23 protein-coding genes are annotated in these 18,367 nt (G+C 33.7%); 14 read left to right on the top strand and 9 right to left on the bottom strand.

Features of this window, described 5'->3' with window-relative positions:
* Positions 1-89: 89 nt before the first annotated feature.
* Positions 90-635 (top strand): hypothetical protein, encoded by a 546-nt coding sequence (locus RTP99_RS17000; protein WP_041184737.1) that lies wholly within the window; start codon positions 90-92, stop codon positions 633-635.
* Between the two features lie 2 nt (positions 636-637).
* Positions 638-1,306, top strand: a complete 669-nt coding sequence (locus tag RTP99_RS16995) for a PspA/IM30 family protein (protein WP_000511930.1) — start codon at positions 638-640, stop codon at positions 1,304-1,306.
* Between the two features lie 119 nt (positions 1,307-1,425).
* On the opposite strand, the gene RTP99_RS16990 is transcribed toward RTP99_RS16995, so the two are convergent.
* Positions 1,426-1,536: a YjcZ family sporulation protein gene (locus tag RTP99_RS16990; protein ID WP_000540373.1), complete on the bottom strand. Its 111-nt coding sequence runs from the start codon at positions 1,534-1,536 to the stop codon at positions 1,426-1,428.
* A 333-nt stretch (positions 1,537-1,869) separates the two neighbouring features.
* Positions 1,870-1,995: a YjcZ family sporulation protein gene (locus RTP99_RS16985; RefSeq protein WP_000540377.1), complete on the bottom strand. Its 126-nt coding sequence runs from the start codon at positions 1,993-1,995 to the stop codon at positions 1,870-1,872.
* Between the two features lie 198 nt (positions 1,996-2,193).
* Here RTP99_RS16985 and RTP99_RS16980 point away from each other — a divergent pair, with 198 nt between their 5' ends.
* Positions 2,194-2,433, top strand: a complete 240-nt coding sequence (locus RTP99_RS16980; protein ID WP_000013683.1) for a hypothetical protein — start codon at positions 2,194-2,196, stop codon at positions 2,431-2,433.
* A 326-nt stretch (positions 2,434-2,759) separates the two neighbouring features.
* Here RTP99_RS16980 and RTP99_RS16975 read toward each other — a convergent pair whose 3' ends face one another.
* The 3 genes from RTP99_RS16975 to RTP99_RS16965 all read right to left on the bottom strand — a co-directional run bounded on the left by RTP99_RS16975 (position 2,760) and on the right by RTP99_RS16965 (position 5,100).
* Positions 2,760-4,166 carry an alpha/beta hydrolase family protein gene (locus RTP99_RS16975; protein ID WP_000889703.1) on the bottom strand — a complete coding sequence of 469 codons (1,407 nt, stop codon included), beginning with the start codon at positions 4,164-4,166 and terminating at the stop codon, positions 2,760-2,762.
* A gap of 404 nt (positions 4,167-4,570) precedes the next feature.
* Positions 4,571-4,678 carry a YjcZ family sporulation protein gene (locus tag RTP99_RS16970; RefSeq protein ID WP_000505670.1) on the bottom strand — a complete coding sequence of 36 codons (108 nt, stop codon included), beginning with the start codon at positions 4,676-4,678 and terminating at the stop codon, positions 4,571-4,573.
* 155 nt (positions 4,679-4,833) lie between these two features.
* Complete coding sequence (locus RTP99_RS16965) at positions 4,834-5,100, bottom strand: YmzC family protein (RefSeq protein WP_000400943.1); 267 nt, start codon at positions 5,098-5,100, stop codon at positions 4,834-4,836.
* Positions 5,101-5,482: 382 nt separating this feature from the next.
* On the opposite strand from RTP99_RS16965, the gene RTP99_RS16960 reads away from it, so the two are divergent.
* From RTP99_RS16960 to RTP99_RS16930, 7 genes are all read left to right on the top strand, one after another.
* Entirely contained in the window at positions 5,483-5,839 is a 357-nt protein-coding gene (locus RTP99_RS16960) for a DUF4259 domain-containing protein (RefSeq protein WP_000501491.1), read from the top strand.
* Between the two features lie 264 nt (positions 5,840-6,103).
* Positions 6,104-6,562, top strand: a complete 459-nt coding sequence (locus RTP99_RS16955) for a MarR family winged helix-turn-helix transcriptional regulator (protein WP_000198938.1) — start codon at positions 6,104-6,106, stop codon at positions 6,560-6,562.
* On the top strand, positions 6,555-7,139 hold the full coding sequence (gene pssA, locus RTP99_RS16950) for a CDP-diacylglycerol--serine O-phosphatidyltransferase (RefSeq protein ID WP_000042045.1): 585 nt from the start codon (positions 6,555-6,557) through the stop codon (positions 7,137-7,139). The genes RTP99_RS16955 and pssA overlap by 8 nt, the downstream gene beginning before the upstream one ends.
* Positions 7,140-7,161: 22 nt before the next feature.
* A complete protein-coding gene (locus RTP99_RS16945; RefSeq protein WP_000620584.1) occupies positions 7,162-7,539 on the top strand; it encodes an ATP synthase subunit I in 378 nt (125 codons plus the stop codon).
* Positions 7,540-7,965: 426 nt separating this feature from the next.
* Positions 7,966-8,616, top strand: a complete 651-nt coding sequence (locus RTP99_RS16940; protein WP_001258620.1) for a VanZ family protein — start codon at positions 7,966-7,968, stop codon at positions 8,614-8,616.
* A 129-nt stretch (positions 8,617-8,745) separates the two neighbouring features.
* Positions 8,746-9,381: a hypothetical protein gene (locus tag RTP99_RS16935; protein ID WP_000903472.1), complete on the top strand. Its 636-nt coding sequence runs from the start codon at positions 8,746-8,748 to the stop codon at positions 9,379-9,381.
* Between the two features lie 233 nt (positions 9,382-9,614).
* Complete coding sequence (locus RTP99_RS16930; RefSeq protein WP_001080292.1) at positions 9,615-10,268, top strand: DUF2306 domain-containing protein; 654 nt, start codon at positions 9,615-9,617, stop codon at positions 10,266-10,268.
* A gap of 98 nt (positions 10,269-10,366) precedes the next feature.
* Here RTP99_RS16930 and dhaQ read toward each other — a convergent pair whose 3' ends face one another.
* The gene (gene dhaQ, locus RTP99_RS16925; RefSeq protein WP_312366551.1) at positions 10,367-11,365 is read right to left on the bottom strand and encodes a DhaKLM operon coactivator DhaQ; all 999 of its coding nucleotides are present in this window, start codon (positions 11,363-11,365) and stop codon (positions 10,367-10,369) included.
* Between the two features lie 19 nt (positions 11,366-11,384).
* Positions 11,385-11,951, bottom strand: coding sequence for a dihydroxyacetone kinase transcriptional activator DhaS (dhaS, locus tag RTP99_RS16920; protein WP_000204205.1), 567 nt, complete (start codon positions 11,949-11,951; stop codon positions 11,385-11,387).
* Between the two features lie 178 nt (positions 11,952-12,129).
* On the opposite strand from dhaS, the gene dhaK reads away from it, so the two are divergent.
* From dhaK to RTP99_RS16900, 4 genes are all read left to right on the top strand, one after another.
* Positions 12,130-13,881 (top strand): dihydroxyacetone kinase subunit DhaK, encoded by a 1,752-nt coding sequence (gene dhaK / locus RTP99_RS16915; RefSeq protein ID WP_000720723.1) that lies wholly within the window; start codon positions 12,130-12,132, stop codon positions 13,879-13,881.
* A gap of 227 nt (positions 13,882-14,108) precedes the next feature.
* Positions 14,109-14,459 (top strand): SH3 domain-containing protein, encoded by a 351-nt coding sequence (locus RTP99_RS16910; protein WP_000946197.1) that lies wholly within the window; start codon positions 14,109-14,111, stop codon positions 14,457-14,459.
* A gap of 416 nt (positions 14,460-14,875) precedes the next feature.
* Entirely contained in the window at positions 14,876-15,985 is a 1,110-nt protein-coding gene (locus RTP99_RS16905) for a response regulator aspartate phosphatase (RefSeq protein WP_046646456.1), read from the top strand.
* Positions 15,982-16,119, top strand: a complete 138-nt coding sequence (locus RTP99_RS16900; RefSeq protein ID WP_000821339.1) for a Phr family secreted Rap phosphatase inhibitor — start codon at positions 15,982-15,984, stop codon at positions 16,117-16,119. The genes RTP99_RS16905 and RTP99_RS16900 overlap by 4 nt, the downstream gene beginning before the upstream one ends.
* Positions 16,120-16,618: 499 nt before the next feature.
* Here the strand turns inward: RTP99_RS16900 and RTP99_RS16895 are convergent, their stop codons facing one another.
* The gene (locus RTP99_RS16895; RefSeq protein ID WP_000133834.1) at positions 16,619-17,452 is read right to left on the bottom strand and encodes a CPBP family intramembrane glutamic endopeptidase; all 834 of its coding nucleotides are present in this window, start codon (positions 17,450-17,452) and stop codon (positions 16,619-16,621) included.
* A gap of 294 nt (positions 17,453-17,746) precedes the next feature.
* The gene (locus RTP99_RS16890; RefSeq protein ID WP_001049725.1) at positions 17,747-18,229 is read right to left on the bottom strand and encodes a GNAT family N-acetyltransferase; all 483 of its coding nucleotides are present in this window, start codon (positions 18,227-18,229) and stop codon (positions 17,747-17,749) included.
* Positions 18,230-18,367: the final 138 nt, after the last annotated feature.

Here is an 18,367-nt window from a genome sequence, read left to right as displayed (position 1 = left end):
TAAGTTTTACAATCATATGTATTAAAGATAAAGGGAGGTAATACATCTTATACTTCTTTCAAAAACGAATGATAGATGGTGGTGAACAGATGAAAAAGAATAAGCGTAAAAAAATGCGTTGGTTAAAATGGATTTTGGTCCTTCCGTTACTTCTGGCATTCCTATTGTTTGGATTACATAGTATGAAGTTTGATAGGGGGGAACATGAGAAGCATAAGCAGGCGGCGTATACTGTTTCTCACGATAAAGAAAGGGAAGCTTTCGTTGCTCAAAAAGAGAAGTTTCATCACTTTGAGCGACTAAATCATCATGAAAAACATTTTGAAAAAGAGTTTGATGGTTTATTCTTTATACCATTCTTGTTAGCGTTTGGATTTGTTCTTTTCGGCTGGTTTATGATTCGTAAGTCTGAAGGGAATATGGTTAAAAAGTGGACAGGCATAGTGCTCCTGGTTATTGGTGTATTACCAGTCCTTCCGATGCTTGCATTTGTTGCAGCGATTGTTTGGGCATATAAAAAGTTTAAAGAAAAAAGAGTGGCAACTGATATAGAGTTATACAGCGATTTCCAAATGCAAAAACAGATAGATATTTTAGATCAATGGGAACGCAATATTCGTAAGGAGGAGAAGTAATAATGGGTATTTTAAAACGTATTAAAAATATTGTAGTGGCGGATGTGCATGAAACGTTAGATAAACTGGAAAATCCCGTGAGCATGTTGAAGCAGTATCTTCGTGAAACAGAAAAGCAAATTACGAAAGCTCAAAAAGCACTCTCTCACCAATATTATTTAGAAAATAAATATAAAGCATTAATTTCAGAGACGGATGCTCTTATCGCGAAGAGAACTCGTCAAGCTGAACTCGCAGTATCACGCGGAGAAGATCATATGGCGCAGTTAGCCCTGCAAGAAAAAATTTCAAATGAGAAAAAAGCAGAACTGTATCGCAAGCAGTATGAAGTAACGAAAGAGCAAACGGCGAAACTGTATGAACAGATTGACAAATTGCAAGAGAAATATGAAGAGCTACAATATAAAGAACTTGTTCTCGTTTCGCGATTAAATGCAGCGAGAGCAATAAAAGAGAGCAATGCAGCAATTGATTCTTTCCATACAGAAAGTACAGCGAAAGGATTTGCCCGCATTGAATCGTATGTGCAAAAATTAGAAGCAGAAACAGCTGCTAGTAGCTATTTTTATAATTTGAAGGCTCCTAATCAACAAGAATTGTTAGACCAAAATTTGCAAGAAGAAGTGAAGCGGGAGTTAGAGAAGTTAAAAGAGATTAAAGTTTCGCTTTAGAATCTCATAGCTATATCTCTAGTGTATATTAAGATCCTCGTTGATTAGAGTTTCACTATATGCGGATGTTTTTTATGAAGAAAGGACACTCATATAAGAGTGTCCTTTCTAATAGTTTGTTAGCAGAAGCAAGAAGCTCCAACGATGATTAATAAAATAAATAATACAACTAATAGAGCAAAGCCTCCAGCAAAACCACAGCCTTCGCCGCAGCTACCACCATATCCCATAAATAGTTCCTCCTTTAGAGTAGAGGACAAAAACAAGGGGGCATTCATGTGTTTTAACGGATTCTATTTACTTTATGTTTTTACGTATGAAGCTGAGCAGGTCCTTTTGAAAATAAAGCGAAGGCTCATGATCGGGCGTTTTTTTTTAGATTTGTACAATCCTAATTGTAATAATATGAATTTTGATTACAGTCGAGATGTATGTGAAAATGGGGCACAATCTCATTGTTATTTTCGGATAAAGCCTATGGAACTAATAAATTGAAAGGGAAAGAAGAACGGAAATCTCACATATTAAGACATAAAAAAAGACACTCTCAAGAGTGCCTCCCCTTAGCAGCCGAATCCGCCGCCCCAACAGCTAGCGCCAACGATGATTAATAAGATAAAGAGTACAACTAGTAAAGCGAATCCGCCGCCGAAACCGCAGCCTCCACCACAACTACCTCCATAGCCCATATTAACTCCTCCTTCCATAAAGACCATTAATTAATGGATTTAATTTACTTTATGTTTTTACGGATAAACTTGAGCAGGTCCTTTTGAAAAATAAAGGTGCTTAGATTTTAAGGGAGTTGACGACCTTATTTTTGTCACCGCTATTCCGCTGATGACATATTCTATTTTATTCTGTGCATTGGGGGAAGGAGGATCTTTATGGCCAATTCTGAAATGATTTTACGATTACTTACCGATTTAAAAATTGAGCAGCAAGCTTTAAAAGAGCAGTTAGGAAAGATACAAACAGCTGTGACTATTCTTGAAGAAAAATCAGCGATTGTGGAAGCAAAACCAAAGACTATTGAAGAAAAACCAGCTGTTGCAAAGCAAAGAGCTCATTCTGGACACCCAACATCTTTTCGTGCTTGGAGAGCATCTGCTCAAAGGAATTCATAAAAATATAAGAAAAGAAGACATCAATTACGATGTCTTCTTTTGCTTGTACAATCCAAATGCGATAAGAAGGTATATATCCATATTGCTTTAAAACTAAGAAGAAAATAACAATTGTCGACTCCTGTTTTAGTATAGCATGTAATAGTAAATATTTTTATGTAATATTACATATATATATAGATTGTATAATGTTATTCTTGTATATTTTAGCTGTCTGTTATTTGTTTTAATTCATTTACTCTTATTGATGGGGTCTTTTTTATAATTGTGTTAAAACAGAAACCCCTCAAACATAAGGAGGGGCTCCATAAATAGAGAAATGGTTATTAGTGTTTAATAAGGTGAAGCTCAGGATATTGCTTCTGAATTTCTTCTAAATGATTTTCGTTTATCCCTTTTAAAGTTTGATCGAAGAAGCTAGTTACTAGTTTATTAATGAGTGTATAATTTGCGGATACATCTTCACCGGGTTCGTTAATAATAGGTGAAAATGCTGCTAAATCTGTAAAACTATTATGATTTGTTTTTGGAAGTACAACTGTGTACGCGCCAGGTTTTTCAATGGTTTTATTCCTTAAATAGGATATTTCAAACAATTCATCTTGGATTCCGTCTGTCTTTTGATTCTCCGCTTCTTTCATATACTGAATGGTAGCTTCAGCATTCATCAACATGAATGGTTTTTGAGGGCCGTCTTTAGGCATTGGATCGCCATACAATCCACCATCCATATCAATCGCAGCTTTAATACGGTTATCCTTTACTAACATTTGCGCGGCAGTTGCTCCTCCATAAGAGTGACCAAACATGCCAATTTTGTCATCGTCAATTAAATTTGCAATGGCTGTAAAGTTTTTATCAAAATTGCCTTTTATTACTTCATTTAAAATAAAAGTAGTATCTTGTTCCCAATTTCGAACCATGTTATTTAAAGCGTTAGGTGTAAATTCAATTGGTACGGAATCTATACGTTTTCCATTAGGGAAAATTGTTGTTGCTGCGTATCCTGTGAAATTAAGGGCGATTACTACATAACCTTGACTAGCTAATTCTTCTAACTGGAATGTATTTTGTTGTCCGTATAATTCCATTCCATGGCCGAATAAAAGGAGTGGGAATTTTTCTTTAACTTGAAGTGGCTTAGCATCTTGATAAGAATGTGTTTTTGTCAGACCTAAATGTGTTGTTACGATATATGGAGCACCTTTTGTTACAGCCAATTGTTCAGCGAGGGCGTCTATGTTCTCAAAGTAGGCAGAAGGTTTCCCAGATCCTTTTTCGGCAGGATAGTACACTTGTATCATTAACTCGCGATTTCCATGATTATTCGGTACAGTGGTTTCTTTTCGATTTGTATCAATTAAATGAAAAGCTTTCGTTCCTACTGTATATTTTCCAGTAGGCTCTGGGAGTGTTATGATCGGGAAAAGTAAAGGTAACGTGAACATTGCGATAGCAGTTACGATAATTCCTACCCCTTTTAAAATTTTCATCACTAACTTTTTAGAAACAGCTGTAGTTTTTGGTTTCAAAAAAACTTGTAATGTTAAAACGAACAATAAGAAATAAGCAGGTATCATACGCCAGTTTGCGCCAATTAATACGATGGTGGCTAATAAGAATATGTAATTTATTATTAAGATGAATACATTCTTTTTCGTCAACCCACGCTTGATAAAGATAAGTTGGATGCTAGACAAAAGTAATACAGCAACAAAAATGATTTCTAACATTTTCAGTTGTTAGCTCCTTTCCTAATCATATAAATGTAGATTGCTAAATTGATAATCTATAATCTTATCGGTTATATAACCGTCATTGATAATTGTATGCATGTAAGTAAGTTTAGAATGGTTTTACATGAAATCTTAAGAAAAAAGTACTCATATGAGTACTTTTTTTCTTAAACCGTGCCCCATAAATGATAAACCATACCGATAACAAAAAATGCTAGTCCTACAAATAAAACGATTAAAGCAAGGATTCCATTTTTATTATGTTCCATACAGTCAGCTCCTTTTTAGTTATATACAAAAAAGCCTTTAGTCGTAATTATGGCTAAAGGATCGGATTCTCATACTTTTTTAGTTTATAAAGAAAAGACACCCATATAAGAGTGTCTTTTCCAATAGTTTGTTTAGCAGAAGCAAGCAGCGCCAACGATGATTAATAAAATAAACAATACAACTAATAAAGCAAAGCCTCCAGCGAAGCCACAGCCTCCACAACTACCACCAAAGCCCATAATAGTTCCTCCTTTAAATAAGAGGGAGAAAACAAAGGATCACTCATGCGTTTTAACGGATTCTATATACTTTATGTTTGACGCCTGAATGTGAGCAGGTCCTTTTGAAAATAAAAAAAAGACACCTTGAGGTGCCTTCTGTCCCATTTATTTCATTAATATTCGTTAGCGTAAAATTCTTTTATTAGCTTTATTTCATTTGTATCTGGGTTAAACTTAAATATTTTAATTTGATTAGATTCGTCTTTATAGGCAAATGTATTATCGCCAATTTGGGTCATATTGCTAGTGTTTAAGATAGGGTCACTATCATGATCAGTGATTTCCACAGGTTTGTCACGATCCCAAAATGCAATGACAATGATCAAGATGATAAGGCATATACGTATGTTACGTAGTTCTCTTGCTAGAGGATGCTCCATATGATATTCTCCTTTTTCATTTGCTAGATTTTGTGTATAAAAGAGATATTTTCTATGAGAATATAAATAAAAAAGACACTGTAAAAAGTGTCTTTTTTATTTGATTTATGCGCATTGCTTAATAAGACGCTAGTTCCTCAAGTTAAATATGAGTAACTATGTAGGGTGATTTCATTATAACATTTTAACCATTACTGGGTCTATATGGAATTTTATTGATAATTGTGTTTGATTATTCAGAATGGTACATGTAGTGAAAAATATGTATTACCTATAGTAATTGTAAAATATAACGATGTATATAACTAGTCTTGTAATGAACTTTTATTATATTTAAGATTGAAATAGAAATGAAAAAAGCACAAAGAAGGAGCTGTAGCATATGGGCGCTTGGGGAACTGGATTATTTGATGATGACACGACTTGTGATGTGAAAGATCAATTTATTGAGTATATAGAAGAGGGTAATAGTGCGGAAAAAGCAACTAAGCTCATTTTAGAAGAATATGTAGATGAGTTTGATATAGAGGAAGAATTAGAAGAAATATCTTTAGTATACATTGGTCTTGCGGCAATACAATTGGAGAAAGGCTGTCTTCAAGAAGAAGTTCGTAACAAGGCGATTGCATTAATTGAACGTGGGGCTGACCTTGAGCTTTGGGAAGAAGCCGATACGGAAGATTATGAAGAGAGAAAGAGAGTTTTAGATGAATTTAAGCAACAGTTGATTAACGGTTAGTAGTTTACAACATAAAACTTATATATTGTCTAATATATAAGTTGAGGTGAGAGAAACACTTTTGCTTGTATAAAGATGTAATTGAGAAGAATAGTGAAAGTTTAGAGCTTTACGTATGAGAAGGAGACATCTTAATGGATGTCTTCTTTTTTAAAGTATGGAAATTGATTTCCCTTTACACAAACATAACGGTATAATATAGTTAAGTTAAGTAAACTTAACTATTTGAATAAAACCGAAATAACAGCATGGAGGAAGAGTGCTATGACTAGAACGTATAAAGAAATAATTAATGAAATGAACCGAGCCTACACTGAATTTTACATTTTACTATTTCAAGATTTAAAGGACGAGTATGGTCTTACTGGGCAGCAAGAGAGCATGTTATTTCATATTAATTTAAATGAAAACACGACAGCAAATCACATCGCGACTACTTTTAATATATCGAAAAGTGCTGTGAGCCAAGTTTTATCGAAATTGGAAAAGCAGAAGATGATTTCAAAACAAGTAAATCCTAATAATAAAAGGGAGTATTTCCTTACACTTGGTCCGAACGGTAGTAAGTATATGGAGCAGTTGTCTAAGTTAGATGATGTATTAATTGAGAAGTATTTTTCTAAAATCGATATAAATGCTTTAGAACAAATGACGGATACGTTAAAGAAAATAAATAAGGTGATATTGGAAGAAAAACAGAAGGATCTTGATTGTAATGAGTAAGAACTTGAATGAGGTAATGAGTAGAAAGGAGGAGAAGCGTGTGATGAGTTACATACCAAATATGATGACGATAGCGAATTTTATTTGTGGGATATTGGCCATTTATTCTGTTTTCTTTCAAGATATGTATGGTGCAGTCATGTTCATTATTACAGGTATGGTATTTGATTTGTTTGATGGTATGGTGGCTCGGAAACTGGATGCTGTTTCGGAAATTGGCGGAGAGTTAGACTCATTTGCGGATTTAGTTACTTTTGGTGTGGCACCGTCTATTCTTGCCTATAGTGTCGCGTTAAAAGATTTGCAGTCTATTGGGATGATATGTGCGCTTGCTTACAGTATTTGCGGAATGCTTCGGCTTGCGCGATTTAATACACAACAAAGCAAACTCCCGACATTCATCGGTATGCCCATTCCATTTGCAGCAATGTGTCTCCTCATTTTATGCCTCTTAAATAAACCAGTTTCCGTGGCATTTGGCACATGCGTACTTGCTTATTTAATGGTGAGCAAAATCAAATTCCCTCATTTTAAAAAAGATATATCGGAAAGCTTGAAGTCCGAAAGATGGGAGTAATAGGAAAGGTAAGGAGCATAACATGATTCGTATGGCATTAAGATCATTTAACATACAAATATATTGCTTGCTAGGCGTGATGTTACTGGGATGGCTGATGACACCTTTTCGAGCACAGTTTGTAGGGATAAGCATTGGCCTTATAGTTAGTATGTACTGCGCCTGGATTTTAGGAAGGCGTATCGAAAAGTTTGGAAATAGCATCGTAAAAAAAGAAAAAGCACCAATGCTTGGCATGATGAATCGATTTGCAGCCGCCATACTCGGTGCGATTATTATGTATGAAATTGAACACCGTGAGTACATGTGGACATTTGCAGCTGGAATTATGGGTGGGTATTTCTTGGTTATTGTTAATTTGGGGTATTATAGTATGAGGGATGAGAAGGAAGAAATATGAAGAAGTTAAGGGATTGCTATATGGCAATCCCTTAACTAATTTAGTTCCTTAATAGTTTCCCTAGCAATTTCATTAGAAGCATCCAACTCTAAAATTTTATTACAAATTGCAAGTACCTTTTCATTCACGCTAACTGTTTTCTCTTGTCAGACTTCCATACTGCATTGATGAAAATACTACAAGGGTTGCATGTGAAGATTTAAGAAAAATTTTATATTTACCCCACTCTTTATTTTAAAAGTTTCTCCTATCCTATAAACAAGTTACATCAAGGAGGAGACTGAAAATGAAGAAGTGGGGATTGTTTATTTTTAATATATTCCCGATATTCGAAGACAAAGTAGAAGATTAAATATATGAACAAAGTACCGATTCTTAAACTATGTTCTAAATAATAGATGAAAATGTAAAGTTAGGGGATTCCACATGCGCACAGAAGTCTTGATGAGTTATTTGTATACGTATTTTTTTACAATTATGTTTTGTATTGTATTTCAAATTGGATGTTATTTTAAAGCGAAAAACAATATATCTATTCGGCATTTTTTATGGGTATATGTTTTTCTATTCTACCTTTCGCTAGTGTATAAAGTGACGCAAATCGCGACTGTATGGGATATAAGTAGATATGAAACGTGGATTCGTGTAAATCAAATTAATTTGACTCTATTTGATACGGTAGGTAGTACGACGTATCTTTTGAATATTTTACTGTTTATGCCTTTAGGTTTTTTATTACCGACCATTTGGCCGCAATTTAGAAAAATGAAAAACACCGTATGCGCGGGATTCTTTTTTTCATTGGCAATTGAGTTAAATCAATTACTAAATAATAGAATTACAGATATTGATGATTTATTTACGAATACTCTTGGGACGATTGTTGGGTATGTATTATATAAAGTATTATATACAGCATTATTTAAAATGATATTGAAAAGAGAGGAAAAAAAGATTGATATGAACTCTTCGCTAGTCATAAAATACGAGGCTATTTTTTGTTTAGTGTGTTCATTTGTAGGAGCGATGTTAATTTATTATCCAGCTTTGTTTGGAAGACCTGTAATTCTCCAATGAGATGTGTGATCTCGTTTATAAAATGATTCTCGTTCTCCACACCCAAACACAGTAAAATGTGAATGACGCATTCTCTTTTTCTAACTTAATAGATATAGTTTATGTATTACATGATAGGCAGGTGTAAATGTGTTACATGTTCAATTATCTCAATACTTACTAAAAGAATCAAAACCAGCTCTTCATACAGATGAAAAACGAGTATATATGTTAAAAGATGAAGGGTTATCACCGTATCCTATTTATTTAAATCACCCTATTATGATAGGAGTGGGGACGAATTGGAATCAGCATACAGGATTCGAAGAAATCATTAAAGGATTTATGGGTACACATAACAAATTTCCTATGTATATGCTATTTGAAACTTATTTATGTAGAGACTTTATTGAAGGATTTTTAGAAGAGAATAAACTTCATTTTGAGCTAGTTTTTACTAATAAGAAAAAGGATACGAACTTTTTTAAAGTGTGCATTACCAATAGTGATGATATAACCACACTTATGAAGTATTTCTTCCAATCAGCACAAGATTCTCTCTATACGTTATTAAGCTATTCGGTAGACTGTAAGATTATCAGTAATCGTATTGGTGAGATTGAAATAAAAGCGGACAGTTTCTATCCAAGCTTTTCATTTATGTATGATGCGCAAGAATTATTTATTATTGGTGGAGAAGAAAAATGGTCTGATATCCATTATATAAAAAGATTTTTCCATCTTGAGCAGATTACAGATGAGCTAATTATTGATTTAAGAAAATGAGAGACGAGAGAGAATAAATGAAAAAACCCTCAAGTATAGAACGACATACTTGAGGGTTTTTATGTATGAAGAAGGGCCTTGTATCATATATTTTATTCGTCGCTGCATGTAAGTCATTCGGTTTATAAAAACAATGTGTTGAATAGATCAGTAAAGAAGGCTTTTCTATTTTTCCCTAGAATGAACAGTAATGTATAATCTAATTCCTTCATGTAATAAGGAGGCAGTGAAATTTGAACAGGAAAATTTGGTTTGTATTTACTTGTTTTGCTCTTTTAGTATCTAGTTATATTGTTGTCCAATATTTTATTATGGATGGATTTCAAACAGGGCTTGTAAAAGTGAAGCTTATGTTTGGATCTAAATTAAGTGCGTTCTGGTATATGATGCTATTTATACATATTACAACTAGTATAGTAGCATTAGTAATTGGTCCGTTTACATTATCCACTAAATTTAGAGAAAGGAATATCAACCGTCATCGAATAGCTGGGAGAATTTATATGGTTGGTATATTATTAGGCGGCGTTTCTGGACTATACCTATCCTTTTATGCTACGGGAGGATTGGTAGCGAAGCTAGGTTTCGGTTTGTTATCCGTACTTTGGCTAACATCAGCATATCAAGCATTACATAGAGTTAAGAATAAAAAAATTAAAGAGCATCGAAATTGGATGATTAGAAATTATGCTTTAACCTTTGCGGCAGTTACATTAAGAATTTGGCTACCTTTGTTTATCGTTCTATTTGGGATAGAACATTTTGAACTTAGTTACGCTATTATTGCTTGGTTAGCATGGGTACCCAATTTAATTGTCGCAGAATTATTCATAAGAAAAAGGCTTAATAAAGGAAAATACGAAGGAAATGAGGATTTACATTTTTGATGTAAAATTGCTGTAATATTGAGGACGAAAATTTTTAAATAGCTGAATTACGTACAAAAATAGGCTGGCCAATTGAAGCCATCCTATTTTTATTTATATTACCAACTAGCAGTTTCCGTATTTTCTTTCAACCACTTCACCCAGTTCAAGTCCTCTACCTTAAGTAAACTTAAAGAAACACCCTTCATATCTAAAGAAGTTAGCAGTGTACCAACTTTTACGAATGTAATCTGTAATCCTTCCAGCTCACACAAACGACGAATGTCGTTTGCGAAAATGTATTGTTCCATTAAAGGTGTTGCGCCGAGTCCATTAATAAGGATGGCGAAGTTGTCACCTTTTCGCCAGCGATAAATGCTTTTTAGTTTGTTCATTAGTTCAATCGCTAATATTTCAGAAGAGGATAATGCTTCTTTGCGGTAACCTTTTTCTCCGTGAATGCCGACGCCGTAAAAGACTTCATCTTCGTTTAATGTGAATGAAGCTTGTCCTTTCACTGGATCGTTGGCAGGTGAAAGGGCGACTCCTAATGTGTGTAAGTTCTCGGTAACAGAACGGCCGAGTGTTGTTAGTTCTTCTAAAGAATGACCTTCAAGAGCAGCCGCACCAAGTATTTTTTGAACGAAAACAGTGCCAGCGACGCCGCGTCTTCTTTTATTAAAAGAAGCATCATCTTCAATTGAAACGTCGTCATTTATGATGATATGGTCAATTTTTTTTCCTTCTTCTTTAGCGATCTGCTCAGCCGCTAGAAAGTTCTCAACGTCATCTTTAAAGTTTTTGATGATGAATAGTATACTTTTATCTTTTGGCACGAGGCGAGTTGCCGTCACAATTTGTTCCACTGTAGGCGGAGTGAAAATACTGCCGTTTACTGCCGCTGTAAGCATACCTTTCCCTACATAACCAATATCAGCAGGTTCATGTCCGCTACCACCGCCACTTATAATAGCGACGTCTTGCTTCATTTTTTCGATATCTTTTACATAAATGATGTTATTTGTTTCGTCATAATTTACTTTGTCGTTATGTTCAAAATAAAAGCCATGCAGCATATCTTGAACGATATTTTGTACATCATTCATAATCTTTTTCATTGCTTTTGCCACCCTTTAATTACTTTGCTGATTGCTCCAGTAATAGTAGTAATTGATTGTTTATCATATTTTTCATGAGAGAAGACATAATGGAAGGATCTACTTCGCACTTGCTTTCAATCCAATCTTTTATCGTTCCAACGAAGCCGTGACTATAAAAGGAGGCAATCGTATTTTTTGTCTCATCAGAAAGGCTGAATCCACAGCTCACAGATAATTCATCAATAATCTTCATATATAAGTTTTTCGTATGCTCAAATAAATAGTGATTAAACGAGTTTTGTTCAATGACTTTAAAAGCATTTCGGTAAAATTTTTGATTTTCATAAAAGTAATCAAATAATAAATCAAAAATATTTTCCCACGTTTCATAGTCGAGAAAGTCAATAATGTTTTCTTTCGTTTCTTCTCTATAAATCCAGCTTAATAGTTCAAATTTATCTTTAAAATGATAATAAAAAGTTTGCCTACGCATTTGACAGTGTAACATAATATCGCTCACTGATATTTTATGAAAAGACTCTGTTTCCATTAAATGTTTCAATGAGTTCGCGATTATCTTTTTAGAAATTATAGAAGAGGTCATCTGAATCATCCCTAGAATGTTAGTAATATGAAAATCCTACCCATAAATGAGAGCGGTGTCTTTAGACAGATTGTCCATTTTGTCCGTTTACTATAAAACGCTTTCATTTTAACATAGATAGTAAGAAGAAGATTTCAAATATATCACAATATATTAAAGGAATTGAGGGAGAACTACAATGAAAAAGATTATAAATAAACCAGAAACATTAGTAATGGAAATGTGTAACGGAATGGTGATGGCGCACCCAGAGCTTGAGCTTTTGAAAAAATATAAAGTCATTAAGAAGAAAGAAATGAACGAAAATAAAGTAACGTTAATTAGCGGCGGCGGTAGTGGCCATGAGCCAGCGCATGCAGGTCTAGTCGGAAAAGGAATGTTAGATGCGGCAGTGTGCGGAGATGTGTTCGCATCTCCTTCGCAAATTCAGGTATATCAAGCAATTAAAGAGACAGCTAGTAAAAAAGGTACGTTATTAATTATTAAAAATTATAGCGGCGATATTATGAATTTCAAAAACGGAGCTCATTTAGCGACGGAAGATGGAATTGAAGTAGATTACGTAAAAGTGGACGATGATATTGCGGTGGAAGATAGCTTGTATACAGTAGGAAGACGCGGCGTTGCGGGCGTTATTTTAGTTCATAAAATTGCTGGTGCAGCAGCGGAAGCAGGTATGGATTTAGGAGCGGTGAAAGCTGTCGCAGAAAAAGCAGCTGCTAACGTGCGCACAATCGGTTTAGCGTTAACGTCTTGTACAGTTCCAGCGAGTGGATCACCTACTTTCACACTTGCGGAAGATGAAATGGAATACGGCGTAGGTATTCACGGCGAACCAGGAATTAAACGTGAAAAAATGTTGTCAGCTGATGAATTAGCGAACCGTATGACAAATGATTTAATGAAAGATTTAGGAGTAAAAGATGGCGAAGAAATTGCACTTTTAGTTAACGGTTTTGGCGGAACACCACTGCAAGAACTTTACTTATTTAACAACGCAGTTACACGAGAATTAGCTGCTAGAAACATTAAAATTAATAGAGTATTCGTTGGTAACTATATGACGAGTATTGATATGGCTGGTATGTCTTTAACGGTGATGAAATTAGATGATGAGCTAAAAACATTACTATCAAAAGAGTGTAATACACCAGCGTTTAAAGTAGATGGGCCAGTTGAAAGTGTAGAGTACGTAAATGTACTTGAAGAAACAGAAGAGAAAGAAGTTTCCTTTGAAATAGAAACAGCAGAAGAGCACGCTGTGATTAAAGATAATGTTATTACATTAAACAACATGATTTATCTCGTTGATAAAATGAGCGATATTATTATTAAAAATGAAGTACCGTTCTGTGAGCTAGACACGCATGCTGGTGACGGAGACTTCGGAATGAGTGTAGCAAAAGGATTTAAGCAATTAAAACGTGAGTGGCATTCGATTGTAGAACAAGAAAACGTAACGATCGGATCATTCCTTGACGGTTGTTCCATGATTATTATGGAACATTGCGGCGGAGCTTCAGGTCCAATTTGGGGCGGAGCATTCCGTGCAGCTAGTAAAGCAGCAGGCGAAAAACGTGAGCTAACAGTGAAAGAATTCGCTGAAATGTTGCAAGCAGCACTGCAAGGCATACAATCTATCGGTGAAAGATCATTCGGAAGAGGAGCAGTAGTTGGTGACAAAACACTTGTTGACGCACTTGCTCCATGTGTAGATTCTTGGTTAGCTAGCGCTTCAAACGAAGAAAATATGAAAACTGCTTTTGAAAAAGGAGCAGAAGCAGCAGTTAAAGGCGCAGAGTACACGAAAGAAATCGTAGCTCGCATGGGCCGCGCCGGTACAGTTGGTGAAAGAAGTTTAGGCTATCCAGATGCAGGTGCGCATGCGCTTGGGGTTATCTTTACGGAGATTGCGGGTAGTTTGAAATAGGAATGAGAAAGTCCCTTTGCCTTAAGGCGGAGGGACTTTTATATAGTTGATATGTAGAAGACTTCTTCGACGCTCTCTCTGTAAAGATATGAGTTTGTTAATATTTTTGATAAAATCTTATTTCAAAAATACAACTAATATTTCTCAACATTAATATATTGAAAATAGTTAGAATATTTAGGATAATCGTTTGTGAAGAAATAAATTATAAAAAGGGGGAATTTATTTTGTTACGTCGCTTATCTATTGGTACTTTATTAACAGCTTTTATCTTTACTTTGTTTACATTTAACGGCTCTGCTTTCGCGGCTACGAATACTACTGAAAATGAAACAGTAGTAGCAGCTTGTGCAAAGGGAGGTACGGTAGGTACATATGGTGCAAAGATGCGCAGTGGTTACACTGTTGGATCACCTGTGTTACATACATTTAATAGTGGTGAGAAAATTACTGGCACATGGGTAACTGGTGAGTATGTTCAAGGGCATTATAGTAATTCTAATCAGTGGTTAAAAGTTACTTATAAAGGGATGACAGGTTATGTATCCCACACAACATTATATAACATTTGCTCATAAAACTATGTAATATAATAGCTTTTGAGATAAAAAAACTAATCCCTTATAGGGGTTAGTTTTTTTATCTCCTTGAAAAATATCCATATTTAACTAAGTTAGTGTATAGATAACCATTTTTTCTAAGGATTTATTGGATTAATAGTTTTAATATTAGTTGTTAATTAGTATGGAGAAATTTATCATGCAAGAAGAGTGAGAAATCAAGAATTATAAAAAATTATAGTATCTTCGATTTATATGTTTATTTTTTATATAGAAACGAATAAGGAACAGAAAAAGTTATAAGTCTAAAGAGTTGAAATGGTGAAAATGTATTGAGAAATTTTTTGGAGTGTTAATATTCTGAAAATTAAATGTTTTCTAGGTTTATTTTTGTTATTATATTAGTAATCTATAGACAAAGGAGAAGGGGCTATATGAGTGTACACGTAATAAAAAAGGAAGAAATCACTTTACTTTTACATGATTGGTATCGAGAAATTCGTTCACAGAATTTCGTTAAGGCAAAGGAATTAAAACAAAGTATTGATACAAAAATTAATAGTATGGAAGAAAATCAAAAGAATACAGAGTTTTATTCACTTTTAGATTTTAGATTTAAAATGTTAAGTGCAGAGTTTTATCCCCATCAATCTGACATATCTAAGAATGATCTAAGAAAAATGAAGTTAGATGAAGCGCCATCAGATGAATCTTTATTATATTATTACCATTTCTTTAAGGCTTCTCATGCTACGGTAAACGGTGATTTTAAAGTGGCTGAAACGCATTATGGAATAGCAGAATCTTTGTTGGAAAATATTCAGGATCCAATCGAAAAAGCAGAATTTAACTTTAAGCTATCTAGCTACTATTATCATGTTTGCCAGCCTATTTTAGTTATTCAATATGCAACTAGAGCAAGAAATATATTTGAAGGGCTGTACGGGTATAGTAGGAAGGTCGCGGCATGTGACAATGTTCTTGGGTTAGCATGTGTAAAGCTAAATGAATTTGAACAGGCAGAAGTTTATTTTATGTCGTCTTTGGATATTTTGAAAAAGCAGAATGAAGAAGAGCTAATGTTACGAGTTCGACATAGCTTAGGGGTTATGTATGCAGAGCAAAACCTATCTGATTTAGCACTTCGTTATTTATCAGAAGTATCACAAAAAATTCCGAATCACTTTAGAGCGATTTTTTTGGAAGCTAGAGAGAATTTAAAGTTAGGAAAAACAAAGCTTGCAGCCTCTTTAATTGAAAAAGGATTAGTAATCTGTAATGAACTAGAACAAAAAGAATATGAACATCATTTTACCATTCTAAAGGGAATGAATGAGAATGTTTCTGCTGAAGAATTAGAGTTAGCTATTTCTAAAGGAATTTCTTTCTTTAATGAAGTAGGTTTATGGCAATATGTCCAGGAATACGCTGAAAAATTAGCGGTTAAATATCATAAAGAAGGAAATTCAATAAAATCCAGTGAATACTTCTATTTAGGATATAAAGAAAAAGAAAAAGGTTTTCAGAAAGGGGCTTTAAAATGAAAAGAATCATAAGTAGTTCAATTGGATTTATAATTACGGTCATACTATTAAATGGAGTAAATGTTTCAACGGACCAAACAAAGGTTAATACAACAAGCGTTATACAATATACACACGGAGAGCCATGGGGCTGATAAAATATTGAAGTATAAAGAGTTATTAGATCAAGGGCTTATTACTGAAGAAGAGTTTTAAGTGAAAAAAGTAATTATTAGGTATAGAGATGAAACGCTCAAATGAGCGTTTTTTTTAAAAGAATCAGATAATTTATTTTCATATATATCCCGGTAAATTTTATCCCGCATTAACGGGCAGTAAGCCCGATTGGTTCAACTAATAATCAGTGGGGGATGAACAAAACCCCCACTGATTAAAGTTTCACTTTATTCCTTGCCCTAAAAGAGAAGACAACCAAAGGCGCCCTTCTCCGACAAGAACCATCGTAGTTTTAATAATATATATTGGATTCGCATCCAAATGATATTTTACTAAGTTGAGGTTACATCACCATCAAGCTAAGAAAATACAACTCCCCCGTAACGAAAATTTTATGTATCGTTGACTATTGGTAATGAGACGCTACGTCTACTAATTTTGTATAGAACAAGCATAAAAAACTGCAAAAGCTTATTACTAAATCAAATCATGTTCTCTATTAACAAATTTTTTAATTTTATTCCCATATAAAACTTTCTTTGGATTTATAATTATAAGTAAAATCGCAACTATGGAATAAAAAATTGCAGTATACATAATTAATTCAATTAATTGTCCATTGATTATGCCAATAAATAAGTTAAAGAAAAAGTGGATGATCATTGGAACAATTAAATTTTGATTTAAATTATAAAATGTTGTCATAATAATTGTAGTAGATATAATTGCAATCATAAAAAACAAAATATATTTGATTAAATTACTGCCTGTAAAACCTGTAGTAAACCATATAGGCAGATGCCACATTCCCCACCAAAAACCAATAATGATTGAAGATTTTAATGGTGAATATTTTTTCTGAAGCTCCATTAATGCAAAACCTCTCCACCCTAATTCTTCTCCTAGTGGTCCAGATACAATAGTTTTAACAACATAATAAAGTAATACGCCCCATGTAGTTTTATTAAAAATAGAGTTTGCGTCACTGTTAGTCGAAATGAGAAACAACATCGTCAAAAATATAATTATTTGAATGATACTTACAGTAAGAACGATAGAGTAATTAAGTTTATTTTTAAATCTATCTTTTACGAATTGAATAAAACTCTGTCCAGGATAAATTCTTTTAAATAGAAATATAAAAGCAAAAGTGGAAGACCAAGCTGATATACAAAGCATTACATCAAAAATCCAAGTTGGAAAATTTAATAACTTTGTAATTCCTACAAGCAGAAAAAGTGGCCAAAAAATAATGTTGGTTAGTAATATAAAACTTACCACGGGCTTTTTCAGTCTTTTATCTTCAGTCATATACAATCCCACCTTAAGCTAAATTTTCAACATATAATAATGTACTTATTCAGCGCGTTGAGATAATGAACCGAATATTCTTTCTATTATATTTGACATATGTAAATTTCTACAGAGATTTTTCAGTGTATATTTTGGAGTTACTTGCCGTTTACGTTATAAGAGATATATACATCTTGGTTAATTTTTAGATGCAATGGGTGTTTCAAGATTTTTTTGCTTCATATGTTAAAGAATATAGAGCAAAAATCAGAAAATGAAATGATTCGTACAGAACTATAGGTATATATAATTTTATACATTTACATAGTTTTTTAATTTTAAACAGTAAACTAATTCTGGATGGTGTCCTTCCTCAATCTTTCCTGTTGGCCTAAAACCCACTTTTTCATAAATCCGCTTTGCGCGTTCATTATCGTAAATAACCGATAAGAATATTTCTTCACATTTGTACGTCTGAACCATACTATCTATTACTGCTTTTAAAACAGGAACTCCATACCCTAACCCTTGATATTGATGGCCAAGCATCATGCTAATTAACTCATATTGCTTCGTTTCATTTCTAAACCCATACGAAGCAAAACCTATTAAAACATCATTATCATATATAGCTTTCGGAGTAAATCCAAACGTTTGGCAAGCTGCAAGAAAGAAAGCGTTTGAACCAACCCATCTTTCATATATTTGAATGTGTTTTTCTTGAAGTTTATCTGATTTTAAATTAATAATTTCAAAGAAATTTTCTTCTGTTACATCTATTAATTTTAGATTCATCTTTTCTCCTCTTTCCATTTTTTACATTATCTATTCTAATTCTTCATCGTATTTCTCATTCCTTTATCTTCTTAATGGATAACACTAGTCAATTTTAAAAATAGTCCGAAATCTTAAGTTAATGGATGTGGGGTAGCA

It is taken from the genome of Bacillus sp. (in: firmicutes) (assembly GCF_031983925.1).
In the GTDB taxonomy this organism is placed as follows: domain Bacteria; phylum Bacillota; class Bacilli; order Bacillales; family Bacillaceae_G; genus Bacillus_A; species Bacillus_A pacificus.
Note: the sequence above shows the minus strand (reverse complement) of the source record. Positions and strands in the feature narration are given on the sequence as shown.

Excerpts from the sequence above, each read along its gene's own strand:
- RTP99_RS16905 (WP_046646456.1), top strand. The coding sequence starts at position 14,876 with ATGAGTGTACACGTAATAAAAAAGGAAGAAATCACTTTACTTTTACAT.
- RTP99_RS16895 (WP_000133834.1), bottom strand. The coding sequence starts at position 17,452 with ATGACTGAAGATAAAAGACTGAAAAAGCCCGTGGTAAGTTTTATATTA.
- RTP99_RS16970 (WP_000505670.1), bottom strand. The coding sequence starts at position 4,678 with ATGGGCTTTGGTGGTAGTTGTGGAGGCTGTGGCTTCGCTGGAGGCTTT.
- RTP99_RS16890 (WP_001049725.1), bottom strand. The coding sequence starts at position 18,229 with ATGAATCTAAAATTAATAGATGTAACAGAAGAAAATTTCTTTGAAATT.
- RTP99_RS16990 (WP_000540373.1), bottom strand. The coding sequence starts at position 1,536 with ATGGGATATGGTGGTAGCTGCGGCGAAGGCTGTGGTTTTGCTGGAGGC.
- RTP99_RS16900 (WP_000821339.1), top strand. The coding sequence starts at position 15,982 with ATGAAAAGAATCATAAGTAGTTCAATTGGATTTATAATTACGGTCATA.
- dhaQ (WP_312366551.1), bottom strand. The coding sequence starts at position 11,365 with ATGAAAAAGATTATGAATGATGTACAAAATATCGTTCAAGATATGCTG.
- RTP99_RS17000 (WP_041184737.1), top strand. The coding sequence starts at position 90 with ATGAAAAAGAATAAGCGTAAAAAAATGCGTTGGTTAAAATGGATTTTG.
- RTP99_RS16960 (WP_000501491.1), top strand. The coding sequence starts at position 5,483 with ATGGGCGCTTGGGGAACTGGATTATTTGATGATGACACGACTTGTGAT.
- RTP99_RS16995 (WP_000511930.1), top strand. The coding sequence starts at position 638 with ATGGGTATTTTAAAACGTATTAAAAATATTGTAGTGGCGGATGTGCAT.
- RTP99_RS16985 (WP_000540377.1), bottom strand. The coding sequence starts at position 1,995 with ATGGGCTATGGAGGTAGTTGTGGTGGAGGCTGCGGTTTCGGCGGCGGA.
- RTP99_RS16940 (WP_001258620.1), top strand. The coding sequence starts at position 7,966 with ATGCGCACAGAAGTCTTGATGAGTTATTTGTATACGTATTTTTTTACA.
- RTP99_RS16980 (WP_000013683.1), top strand. The coding sequence starts at position 2,194 with ATGGCCAATTCTGAAATGATTTTACGATTACTTACCGATTTAAAAATT.
- RTP99_RS16955 (WP_000198938.1), top strand. The coding sequence starts at position 6,104 with ATGACTAGAACGTATAAAGAAATAATTAATGAAATGAACCGAGCCTAC.
- pssA (WP_000042045.1), top strand. The coding sequence starts at position 6,555 with ATGAGTAAGAACTTGAATGAGGTAATGAGTAGAAAGGAGGAGAAGCGT.
- RTP99_RS16975 (WP_000889703.1), bottom strand. The coding sequence starts at position 4,166 with ATGTTAGAAATCATTTTTGTTGCTGTATTACTTTTGTCTAGCATCCAA.
- dhaS (WP_000204205.1), bottom strand. The coding sequence starts at position 11,951 with ATGACCTCTTCTATAATTTCTAAAAAGATAATCGCGAACTCATTGAAA.
- RTP99_RS16945 (WP_000620584.1), top strand. The coding sequence starts at position 7,162 with ATGATTCGTATGGCATTAAGATCATTTAACATACAAATATATTGCTTG.
- RTP99_RS16965 (WP_000400943.1), bottom strand. The coding sequence starts at position 5,100 with ATGGAGCATCCTCTAGCAAGAGAACTACGTAACATACGTATATGCCTT.
- dhaK (WP_000720723.1), top strand. The coding sequence starts at position 12,130 with ATGAAAAAGATTATAAATAAACCAGAAACATTAGTAATGGAAATGTGT.